Raw genomic sequence first — 11,542 nt, 5'->3', positions numbered from 1 at the left:
CTGTTCGCCTGTGGGGTCTCGGCCTTACCTCTATTTCCTGCAGGAGTCGAGTGACTTCCGCTTCATTGCACTAAGAGTTAAGAAACAATTAACAGCAGTAATAAACAAATTATTAGTTTGAGGATGTTCAAAAGGTACAAAAAACCTTTTGTTACATCCTCTTTTTTGCGTTAAACCAAATATATGAAGCCAGCAACACAAGCCTCTGAATTAAGCATGTAAACAAAGAGGATGTCTCAGGACATCCTCTTTCTCACAACTTCTATTATGGCAATACATTCCCTGCCGCACGGAAAATTTCATACCACTCTTCACGAGTAAGAGAAATATCACTTGCTTTACAACAATCTTTTAACCTGCCTACATTCATCGTTCCAATAACTGGTTGCATATGCGCGGGATGACGTAACAACCACGCAATGGCAATCGTCGTATTATTTACCTGATATTTCTCAGCAATCTCATCTATCTTTTGATTCAATTCAGGGAATTTTTCATTTCCTAAGAATACCCCTTCAAAAAAGCCATATTGGAAAGGAGACCAAGGTTGAATCGTGATATCATTCAGTCTGCAATAGTCTAGGATACTGCCATCTCGATTTACAGCTGCCTCGTTTTCCATATTGACATTAAAACCGTTTGAAATCATGTTTGCGTTCGTAATACTTAACTGTAGCTGATTAGCAACAAGTGGTTGCTTCACTGACTTTTTTAACAACTCAATTTGCATTGGGTTTTGATTAGAGACACCAAAATGACGTACTTTTCCTGATCTTTCAAGAATGTCAAAAGCCTCAGCTACCTCTTCAGGCTCTACTAATGCGTCTGGACGGTGCAAAAGCAAAACATCTAAATAATCTGTATGAAGACGCTTTAAACTTCCATCAACTGATTCTAAAATATGTTCCTTTGAAAAGTCAAACATCCTTTTTCGAATTCCACACTTTGACTGTAAAATGATTTTTTCACGAATGTCATCATTCATATGAATAGCTTCTGCAAAGATTTCCTCACAACTTCCTCCACCATAAATATCCGCATGATCAAAGAAGTTCGCTCCTAAATCTAAAGCGGTTTGAACAAAGCGCTCTGCTTCTGTTTTTTCTAGCGAATTAATGCGCATACATCCTACCGAGACAACTGGTACTTCTAATGTACTTGTTCCTAGTTTCATCGTTCTCATTTGTCTTCCCCCTAATATGTATTGTTACCTCAACTTTTTACCGTTCCTACTACAGAAGACCTACCTTCAAACAGGTTGCCCATCGGTCCTAGTAATTAATCGAAAAACGGCTGACTCTGGTTATCTTTAATGACCTCTCTTTAAAAGTATATGACTTGCTAATTTTTAATACAATAACTGAAATTAACTTGATATAATTACAAAAGTAATAGAAGCTATAGTATTTATAGTAAGTTAAACCTTTAACCAACCATCTCATAGTTTTTTATCTATACCAATAAAAAGAGACATCCTTTAGATCAAAAGGACATCTCTTTCATTAAGTTATTACACAGAATCTAGTTACTTTTTCCCTTTTCTTTATCTTTATCTTTATCTTTATCTTTATCCTTGTCTTTATCTTTCTTTCCTGGCTTAGTCACAGGGTCTTCAGTACCTGGTTCCTCGGGCTCTTCTCCGCCTATCACTTCCTCGACTGCGATGAGCTTCACATTATCTATTAGAAGTTTGTAAGGTACTTCCAACTGAGGATCCGTTTGGTTTCTCCCAAATCCAAACAAAAACTTATAACTTCCTGTTTCTGATACTTCTACAATCGCTTGATACGTTTGCATTTCTGTTCCAACATTGAACGTCTGAATAGGAACGTCTGAACCTGCTAATTCTACGTTCACGGACCTGTCTCGCTCAGAGCTCATCTCAAATTCAATCTTATATGTTCCGCTTGGTACTTCTATTCCATCTTGGAATAATTGAATGTGCCACCATTCCCAGCCAACTTGTTCAATCGTTACATTTGCCATTTCTTCCTCAACAGAGAATGTTGCTAACCCTGCCCACGTTTCGTAATTGCCTTGGTTATGCACATTCCAACCTTCACGAAGTTTATCAGGAGTACCGAATTCCGTGGTCGTTTTAAATGAACCATCAATTAAAAGGTTTTCTCCCATTTCTTTCCACTCTTTCTTAATAGGTTCCTCTGGTTCAGAAGGGTCAACTGGATCCGGATCTACTCCATCGTCTCCTTTTTTTCCAGTTAGTGCTTCTCTAGCACCTTTTACTTCTAGTGTAACGTTATCAATAAAAATATTGTGTGCTGTTTCAATAGGAATGCCACTTACTTTCCCGACTAAGAATTTCAACCCAATCGAGTCCGTTTCTGGCATTTCAAATTCATAGCTAAATGTCTTCATCTCATCTGTTACTTCAATAATATTCTCGAAATAACGATGATAACTAGGTGCTCCGTTATCAATCACCATCTCCAACTTTCTATTTAACGAAGCTTTTGCATCGAATGTTAACACATATGTTTGAGCTGCATGCAATGTTAACTCTTCTTGTGACAGAGAAATATCCCAAGGGTTATTGCCTTCATGTAGGACATTAATTTTGGCAGCGTCCTGTTCTACTGTAAAATTAGCTTTTGACGGGCCATCATAATTTCCTTGCACGTGCTGATACCAACTATCGAATCCAGAAGAGAAATCACCATTTTTCAATGGGAATAGTTTTTCCCTTTCTCCTTTTATTTCTAACCTCACATTGTCAATAAATACTTCATGTTGACCAATTGCAGCTGAGTTGGCTACTCTCCCCAGCAAATACTTTAAATCGACGGTATCATCTGCACTCATTTCAAACTCAAACTGGTATGTTTTCATAGAGTTTGTTACATCCACTATCTCTGAAAATGAACGGTTGTACGCCGCATTTTCTACAACGACTTCTAATTTACGATCAGCTGTTGAGCGAGCGTCAAATTGTAAAACATACGTTTGATTCGCAAGTAGCTTCATATTGTTTTGCATAAGGATGACATGCCACGGCTCCCATCCTTCATTTTCAATACTTGCCTTTACTTCTCCCGCAACAAGATCAATTGCTGCTTTAGAAGTGCCATCCTCATGGTCACCTTGGATATGTTTATCCCAATTGGTAAACCCATTTGAAAAGTCGCCATTTTTAAGAGGAAAAACCTCGTCTAAATTTAATGCTTCATTATGGTTTGTTAATCGAACCAGCTTCACATTATCCAATATGACATCACTGTTATTTCCACCAAAGTAGAAGACAAGTTGCCCTTCGATATCTGTGATATTAGGCATCGTGAACGTTAACTCTTTTTCTTCCATTTTAGTTGTTAGTTGAATAGTCTTTTCTCCCGAATAAGAAAGGTTTCCATCTTTACTTAACAGAGCCAGTTGGATTGTTCTGTCCTCTACGGACTTAGCATCGAACGTTACTTTGTATTCATCATTTTCTAAGAGGTTCATCCCCTTTTGAACCAACTTAATAACTTCTGATTGTGCCCCACCATTCGTAATCGCTACCTCTAGTTCTCTTCTGTCTGGATCTACTGTTGCTTGTGCTTCTGCTTCACCAACACTAAAATTCCAATAAGTCATTCGATCGATGCTTCCTAGATCAAACGTACCGTTATACACATGATTTCCATTTTTCAAAGGCTTCTTAGGAGCATCTGCATTAAATGGATCGACTGGATCAATTTCTTCTACCTTTACATTGCCGATCCAAACTGGGTTTGTGTTAAGTCCCATATTAAACTCTAAGCGAGAGGCAACATCTGTATCGTGTTGCATTTGGAAAGCTAATTCATATGAAGACACCTGACTTGTAAGAGCAAAGTCACGATTTGGTGAGTAAGCTGTATAGCCCCGTTCTGGACCGCCCCCTAGCTTAATATTAAGATTACGGTCTGTCGTGGACTTAGCATCAAAACTAAGCTTATACCAACGACCTTTACCCAAAGTGACATTCTGAATCAATTGAACAGAATAAGGCTGATTGCCCCCTTGAGCAATATCTACTTTTGCGAACTGATCATTTCCAAGCGTATCTACGGTAGCAGTTGCGCGCCCGTTAAAGTCAGGCATGAAAACCAAATTCCAATAATTCGGATCCCATTTTTGATCTAGATCACTCCCACTAGCAATAGTTGTAAATCCTTCTTCAAAAGAAGTATCATACACATAATTTCCGTTAATAGCTGTTTTTGCATCACTAGGAAGCTCTTCAACTTCAAAGGCTGGTTCAACCGGTTCTCGGTAGTCTCTTCCTGTTAACTCGTAAACACGTACATAATCGACCTTCATTTCACCTGGAAATTCCGTTGTATTGTTGGGATTTCCTCCATACCAGCCTCCAATAGCAAGGTTTAGAATAAGATAGAACTCTTGATCAAATGGAGCTGGATAAGCAAACGGAGCTGGATTACCTGCGCCTGTTGAGCTCCAATTGTTTAGCGTTTGATAAAGCTCACCATTTACATACCAACGAATTTCTCCCGGCTCCCACTCGACCGCATAGACATTAGAATCCGTAATATCTCGTCCTTCAGGGAAGTAATAATCTTTTGCTGTATACGTATTGTTCGGCCATTGTCCACCGTAGTGAATGGCTCCGCCTATTTTATTTGGTGTTCTCCCGGCATTTTCCATTATGTCTATTTCTCCTGATGCTGCCCAACCGCCATAGACATCCTCTTCTGGCATCATCCAAAAAGCAGGCCAATATCCTTGTCCTTTCGGTAGTGACATTTTCGCTTCAAATCGACCATATTTTTGACTAAACTTTCCTTGTGTATGAATCTTCCCAGACGTATAGTTATAAGTTCCACGGTTATCTGAAACTCTCTGCTCACGCCCCTCTATAACTAATTGTCCATCTTCCACACGGACATTATCCTCTTGGTAGAATTGTAACTCTTCATTTCCCCACCCAGAAACATACGTACCGTTACTATCATAAAATCCGTTCCCAGTATCATAACTCCACTTATTCAAATCTAGTTCATTACCTTCAAAGTTATCTTCCCAAACAAGCTCCCAATCTTCGAGAGAATCTGATACAAGGTCATTGTCATTAGCACTTGCCAAGAAGCTAAAGTGTGCCAACATTAATACAAATACTAAAAACAGACTAATTGCTTTCTTTGACATCTGAATCCTCCTTGTTAATAGTTCTTTAGTATTCGAGTCAGTCGGTAGGCTTTTCGGATTCACCTCCTTTCTATGGAAACTTTATACTTAGATTTCATTTCATAGCTGCATAGATAAAAACAATATTCATGCCGAGAGCCATCTTAATGAAAGCGTTATCATAAATGTTCAGTAATATCCCATTTTATGAATATCTAACTATTTTCTAATACTTAAAAATGAAAATGTTCATTATAAAATTACATAAAATAATATTAAATCCCTCTAAAATCAGCAAAATAATTTTTCTGAACATTACTTAACTTTTCTAGTTAGAATGAAATCTCTTATTCCGTTACAAACATTATTACGAAAGCTCAGAATTTATTATAAGAGATTCAACACACACATAATTAGTTGAGAAGTTCAATTATTAAGTTCTAGCGATTAGTTGAGAATGGGAATCTTACATTTATAAATTAAAAATAAGTCAGAATGTTACAACATTTCGACTTACCTTTTCTTAAAAATAAAAATCTAGTGCGCTATATTTGTAAAGTTTACAAGAAGTAAAAACTCAAAAGACCCCGTAACTACACGGTTCCTCCCCCATCATTTTCTATATTTCTTTTAAAAATAAGTAGCAACTTTATAATAAATATTTAGCATAAATCTTTTAAAAATGAATATTTGTGATTATCTTGAGTTATTATTCTTCCATTTTCGTTAATAGTTTATTATAATGATTACATAAGAATAATTATTGTCATAGAAGTGATCTAATTTAAAGAACTTTAGACGTAATTATTCAAAATCCATTTAATATTGGAAGGGGATATAAATATGCAAGGTTTTAACAATACTACTGGTGGCAAATGCCCGGTTATGCATGGCAGTATGACACTTAACAAATCTGTAGGAACTACTAATAGTGACTGGTGGCCAAACCAGCTTAACTTAAATATTTTACATCAGCATGATAAAAAGACGAACCCTATGGGCGAAGAATTCGATTATGCTGAAGAATTCCAAAAGCTAGATTACGATGCTCTTAAAAAAGATCTTCATGCTCTAATGACAGACAGCCAAGACTGGTGGCCGGCTGACTACGGACATTATGGTCCATTCTTCATTCGTATGGCTTGGCACTCTGCTGGTACATACCGTACTGGTGACGGCCGTGGAGGCGGTGGAACAGGTACACAGCGTTTTGCTCCACTTAACAGCTGGGCTGATAACGGTAACCTTGATAAGGCACGTCGTTTACTATGGCCTATTAAGCAAAAATACGGAAACAAAATTTCTTGGGCAGATTTAATGCTTCTTACAGGAAACGTTGCAATTGAATCAATGGGTGGTAAAACATTTGGTTTTGCAGGCGGACGTGCTGACGTTTGGCATCCTGAAGAAGATATTTATTGGGGTTCTGAAAAAGATATGTTAGGCGATAATCGTTATACTGGTGATCGTGAGCTTGAGAATCCACTTGCCGCTGTTCAAATGGGTCTTATCTACGTGAATCCAGAAGGTCCAAATGGTAACCCAGATCCATTAGCAAGTGCTCGCGACATTCGTGAAACGTTCGGTCGTATGGGTATGAACGATGAAGAAACCGTTGCTTTAGTAGCTGGTGGTCACACATTTGGTAAGGCACACGGTGCAGGAGATGCTGCTCATGTAGGACCAGAACCAGAAGCTGCTGCTCTTGAAGCGCAAGGCTTAGGTTGGTTAAGCACGCACGGTTCAGGAAAAGGCAGTGACACGATTACAAGTGGTATTGAAGGAGCTTGGACTGCAAACCCTACACAATGGGATAATGGTTTCTTTGATTTATTATTTGGTTATGAGTGGGAGCTTACAAAGAGCCCTGCCGGAGCACATCAATGGGTTGCTATAAATCCTGACCAAAAAGATCTTGCTCCAGACGCTGAAGATGCTGAAGTTCGTGTTCCAACGATCATGACCACTGCTGATATGGCTTTACGTATGGATCCAGCTTACGAAAAGATCTCTCGTCGTTACCATGAGAATCCAGAAGAGTTTGCAGATGCATTTGCTCGTGCATGGTTTAAGTTACTTCACCGTGATATGGGTCCTCGTGATAGATATTTAGGTCCAGAAGTTCCTCAAGAAGAACTAATCTGGCAAGATCCAGTACCAGCTGTTGATTATGAATTAACAGATGCAGAAGTTACAGAACTTAAAGCTAAAATTCTAGATTCAGGTCTAACGATTAGTGAATTAGTAACAACTGCTTGGGCTTCAGCTAGTACATTCCGTGGTTCTGATATGCGTGGTGGCGCAAACGGTGCTCGTATCCGCCTTGCACCGCAAAAGGATTGGGAAGTTAACCAACCTGAACAACTTTCAAAAGTTCTTTCTGTATTAGAAGGAATCCAAAGTCAACTAGACAAGAATGTCAGCCTTGCTGATTTAATCGTACTTGGTGGTACAGCTGCAGTAGAAAGAGCAGCTCAAGATGCTGGTTTTGATGTTACAGTTCCATTTGCTGCTGGACGCGGAGACGCAACTCAAGAGCAAACAGATGTAGAAGGCTTTGAAGTGTTAGAGCCAGTTGCTGACGGTTTCCGTAACTATCAAAAGAAAGAATATAGCGTGAGTTCAGAAGAGCTTTTAGTAGACAAAGCACAACTACTTAACCTAACTGCACCAGAAATGACTGCACTTATTGGTGGTATGCGTGTTCTAGGTACAAACTATGCTGGAACTGATCACGGCGTATTCACTGAACGTGTTGGAACACTTTCTAACGACTTCTTCGTTAACCTACTTGACATGGGAGTAGAGTGGAAATCTGTAGATGGAATGGTGTTTGAAGGACGCGATCGTGCAACAGGTGAAGTTGTGCGTACAGCTACTAGAGTTGACCTAGTATTCGGTTCAAACTCAGTTCTACGTGCTATTGCAGAAGTTTATGCTCAAGACGATAACAAAGGTAAATTCGTAAGTGACTTTATCGCTGCGTGGGTTAAAGTTATGAATGCTGATCGCTTCGATCTTAAGAGAAATGACCTTAAAAAAGCTCAATTAGCTGGTAACTAATTTTTTAAAAGAACCGCCGTCATATGGTGACGGCGGTTTTTCATTCACATGAATGTGCTTTTTCTATAAATATGAATATCATAACTTTAATGTTCTGTAACCACTGCTTATATTATAAAAAAATCATTTCACAAGACTATAATTCAAGAATGTAAGTATAATTTACCGAATATAAACTTTTGGAGGTTTAAACATGAACACAGAAGCAAAATTTGTAGCAATAAGAGAAGTATCAAGAGAAGAGTTTGTTGACTTAGCTCAAAGCGGGATTCGTGAATTGTTTGACATTGAACATTATAAAGTGATTGACGGCTCAAAAGGAGAAGAACTACATCACTTTGTTTATGACATGGGTACTCACAGCTGTTATTTAGTTAATATGGCTACTTGCTATGAATTAGTTACAGACTTCTACTGTGGCGGAAGCAAACCAGCAATCATCGAGAAAATAAAGAAAATTGCTTCATCAGTTAACTAAGTAAAACGATCTCATTAAAAATGAAATCAAATTAACCTTCGGAATTCGTAGGGAATTTTAGATTAGTAGATATATTCGTAATATAGTAGATAATGTTCTTATAATAGTAGAAATAACCCAAATTCATCAGATAAAACGCACCTATTAGTCGATATAATCTAGTTTTAGGAGATAAAAACCCACTCATCAAATGTAGTGGGTTTTTAGCGTTATCCTCAATCAGTTGTATCCAAGGCCGCTTGCATAGCTGGAGTAATTTCTGTATGAGGATAATTAATTTGATCATCAAATTCTACCCAATCAAGATTTGCCATCAACAGTAGGTAGCGTTTACCGCTCGCCGGATCGCTAATAATTATATGGTCTCGGCCAGCCGTTTCAACACGCCCTTGATAAACCATCGCATTCCAACTTGTGTTGCCTCGGTAAGTAAAGTAGAACGTACCAACCTTGCCTTTATTAAAGCGTAGAATGTTTTCAATGAATGATTCTTCCACCACACCTGTCAATAGTTGCTGCCCCGTTCCCATCGGAACAACTGGCGTAGAATACGCCGGTCCTGAAGGCATAGTGGTTGGAAAACCTGTTTGAGGTTGAGGGGCACCCGTCATCATCGTAGCTTGATTAAAACCAGTTTGATTGTTCATTGGATAATAACTTGAATTTCCATAATTCATGAGAAGGTCATCTCCTTATTTTTTCATCATCTATAAAATTCGGGACAGTAGCCCGGTACAGCGACATAGAAGCAATGATTTTTGTGTGCAAAATCGAACTGGGTCATAGGGGATCTTGGCATCGTGGGAGTACAAGGATCTCGGTATGCTTGCCCTGGACTCGGATTAAAAAACCATAAATTCATCCTAGCTCGAGGATTTCTATGACCGTGTAATAAATTCCTGGCCCTCTCGAGGTCTTCTTCTGAAGGACGCTGTGTATATAATGCGCCATTCAAAACAGGTTCAAAGTGAGGAATTCCTGTTCCTGGTATTGTTTGATAGATAGCGTGGTTGATCGTGCGCAAATTTCTGAAGTCTGGCTCACAGTCTGCCTCGACCCGGTTAGCTACTACCGTTCCTACTAATTCCATTCCCTCTGGTCCTTCCCCAATCGCCTCCGCTAGCATGAGCCTCGCTAACGACTCCACGTCACGTTCATTATGTTGGATTCGCCTACCCATTTTCTCACCCCTTTCGGCCTATACAAGTAATGTATTGCCTAAGGTCCGATTTGGTAGCTTGCCTATCTGCCCAAACCTTGGAAACTAGTGAGAAATGTTAGAAAAACCATTTTCTGAATGTTTAGGTGCATATCAAAAAGACACTTCTTACTAAAGAAAGCGCCTAAATTCCCCTTATCTATTCTCAATTAAATAATGGTATAGACATCATGTTGATCGTCTTGCTATTTAACAATTTGTCATAAAAAAAAGATGCGTTATGAGATTCACGCACCAGTTGTTAAAGTGATTTTTACTTTATGTTGCCGAAGAAGTAGCTGCTTCATCAGCCTTCACACAATCAATGGCAACAACAAGTGCAATAATGATGGGTTCCATTTCTTCATTCAATATTTGAACCTTGTAACTATCGCCCCATGTGAACCATTCCTTGCTGACTTTACCAACGATTTCACCATGTTGCAAAAACTGAAAATCCATGTCCCACCAATTTCCATGTACTTCAATGCCTGCCGCATCAATCGTATAGCGTGCTTTAAAGAAAGAAAATTCCTTCTTAATCGTCAGTACCTCTTGCCCATTGACCTCAACCGAAAACTTAGGCAAAAAGCTGAACATCTTTTTCGTAATGAGAGCAACTTCCTCTCTATTTGTATTCATAATGGAGAAGGTCTTTGGAACTTTCATAAAGCTTCCTTCGACGTAATAAACATTCCTTTCCTGCTGATCTTTTACCGTGAATTTCTCACTAAGGCTGAATACCTTTTGCTTTATATAAAGTTGTTTCATACTATTCCACCTATTATATAGTATATTTCAAATACATATTTTCATCTTATCTAACATCAGGAACTTTCTTATATTATATTTCTATACAATGATTTGACCTATGTTAGATTCATAAATATATTATTCAATATAATTTCCAGAAATACCTTCTACAAGATAAGAGATAGAAAGAAGAACTAATCTCAGACTTTTTAATTCACTAAACATATAATTGCGATTAACGCCAAAAGACTGAATTCAACAATCTTTAGTAACAAGCTGAAGAAACAGGACCTTTCTTGTGATCCAATTTAACTCATTTAAAAAGAGCTGAAACAAAGTTCAGCTCTTTTTCATTATGTAAGACTAAGTAAATTCAAGCTAATCATTACAACAAGTTCCTTCAGCCTCAATATGTCCAGATTTGCTTATTTTAGTTTGTAAATATTTTTCATTATGTTCGGAAACATCGCCCCACAATGGTTTTCTTTCTGACACTGTAAGCCCAGCATTTTTTAAAGCTTCCATCTTTTTAGGGTTATTCGTCATTAATGTAACAGGTTTTGGTCGAAGTGTCTTTAGAACCTGTATGGCATCTGAATAGTTTCTAGAATCGTCGACAAAGCCCAGAGCTTCATTAGCTTCTACGGTATCGTGACCGTTCTCTTGTAAAATATAGGCCATCGCTTTACTAAATAGACCAATCCCTCTTCCTTCATGATTTGCTAAGTAAAACAAAGCACCTGTCCCATGTTCAACAATATTCTTCATCGATTGTTCTAATTGAAATCCACAATCGCACCGTCTACTACCAAAAATGTCACCAGTATGACAAATAGAGTGCATTCTAATGACAGCTTCTTCCGCATTAGCAAAGTCTCCAAATACTAAAACACTTGACTGCTGTAATTCAGCTAAATTTGTAGATG

General features: G+C 38.3%; 8 protein-coding genes. 2 read left to right on the top strand and 6 right to left on the bottom strand.

Translation table 11 applies throughout. The annotated features are described in order from the left end of the window. Positions 1-265 precede the first annotated feature (265 nt). Positions 266-1,183, bottom strand: a complete 918-nt coding sequence (locus tag JCM9157_RS21630; RefSeq protein WP_035668240.1) for an aldo/keto reductase — start codon at positions 1,181-1,183, stop codon at positions 266-268. A 338-nt stretch (positions 1,184-1,521) separates the two neighbouring features. Continuing rightward, a complete protein-coding gene (locus tag JCM9157_RS21625; protein ID WP_081734284.1) occupies positions 1,522-5,145 on the bottom strand; it encodes a carbohydrate binding domain-containing protein in 3,624 nt (1,207 codons plus the stop codon). Positions 5,146-5,967: 822 nt separating this feature from the next. On the opposite strand from JCM9157_RS21625, the gene katG reads away from it, so the two are divergent. Then, a complete protein-coding gene (gene katG / locus JCM9157_RS21620) occupies positions 5,968-8,187 on the top strand; it encodes a catalase/peroxidase HPI (protein ID WP_035668238.1) in 2,220 nt (739 codons plus the stop codon). 193 nt (positions 8,188-8,380) lie between these two features. After that, positions 8,381-8,665 (top strand): hypothetical protein, encoded by a 285-nt coding sequence (locus JCM9157_RS21615; RefSeq protein ID WP_035668236.1) that lies wholly within the window; start codon positions 8,381-8,383, stop codon positions 8,663-8,665. A 215-nt stretch (positions 8,666-8,880) separates the two neighbouring features. Here the strand turns inward: JCM9157_RS21615 and gerQ are convergent, their stop codons facing one another. From gerQ to JCM9157_RS21595, 4 genes are all read right to left on the bottom strand, one after another. Next, positions 8,881-9,234: a spore coat protein GerQ gene (gene gerQ, locus JCM9157_RS21610; protein WP_439644362.1), complete on the bottom strand. Its 354-nt coding sequence runs from the start codon at positions 9,232-9,234 to the stop codon at positions 8,881-8,883. 134 nt (positions 9,235-9,368) lie between these two features. Beyond that, a complete protein-coding gene (locus JCM9157_RS21605) occupies positions 9,369-9,845 on the bottom strand; it encodes a cell wall hydrolase (protein ID WP_035668231.1) in 477 nt (158 codons plus the stop codon). A gap of 297 nt (positions 9,846-10,142) precedes the next feature. Beyond that, positions 10,143-10,634, bottom strand: a complete 492-nt coding sequence (locus tag JCM9157_RS21600) for an LURP-one-related/scramblase family protein (RefSeq protein ID WP_035668229.1) — start codon at positions 10,632-10,634, stop codon at positions 10,143-10,145. A 360-nt stretch (positions 10,635-10,994) separates the two neighbouring features. Further along, on the bottom strand, positions 10,995-11,542 hold a 548-nt coding region (locus tag JCM9157_RS21595; protein WP_035668227.1), incomplete at its 5' end, for a GTP cyclohydrolase II.

The organism is Halalkalibacter akibai JCM 9157 (assembly GCF_000513135.1).
Classification (GTDB): Bacteria; Bacillota; Bacilli; order Bacillales; family Bacillaceae_D; genus Halalkalibacter; species Halalkalibacter akibai.
The sequence above is the reverse complement of the archived record's forward strand: the minus strand, read 5'-3'. Positions and strand labels throughout refer to the sequence as shown.

Excerpts from the sequence above, each read along its gene's own strand:
- JCM9157_RS21630 (WP_035668240.1), bottom strand. The coding sequence starts at position 1,183 with ATGAGAACGATGAAACTAGGAACAAGTACATTAGAAGTACCAGTTGTC.
- JCM9157_RS21625 (WP_081734284.1), bottom strand. The coding sequence starts at position 5,145 with ATGTCAAAGAAAGCAATTAGTCTGTTTTTAGTATTTGTATTAATGTTG.
- katG (WP_035668238.1), top strand. The coding sequence starts at position 5,968 with ATGCAAGGTTTTAACAATACTACTGGTGGCAAATGCCCGGTTATGCAT.
- JCM9157_RS21615 (WP_035668236.1), top strand. The coding sequence starts at position 8,381 with ATGAACACAGAAGCAAAATTTGTAGCAATAAGAGAAGTATCAAGAGAA.
- gerQ (WP_439644362.1), bottom strand. The coding sequence starts at position 9,234 with ATGCCTTCAGGACCGGCGTATTCTACGCCAGTTGTTCCGATGGGAACG.
- JCM9157_RS21605 (WP_035668231.1), bottom strand. The coding sequence starts at position 9,845 with ATGGGTAGGCGAATCCAACATAATGAACGTGACGTGGAGTCGTTAGCG.
- JCM9157_RS21600 (WP_035668229.1), bottom strand. The coding sequence starts at position 10,634 with ATGAAACAACTTTATATAAAGCAAAAGGTATTCAGCCTTAGTGAGAAA.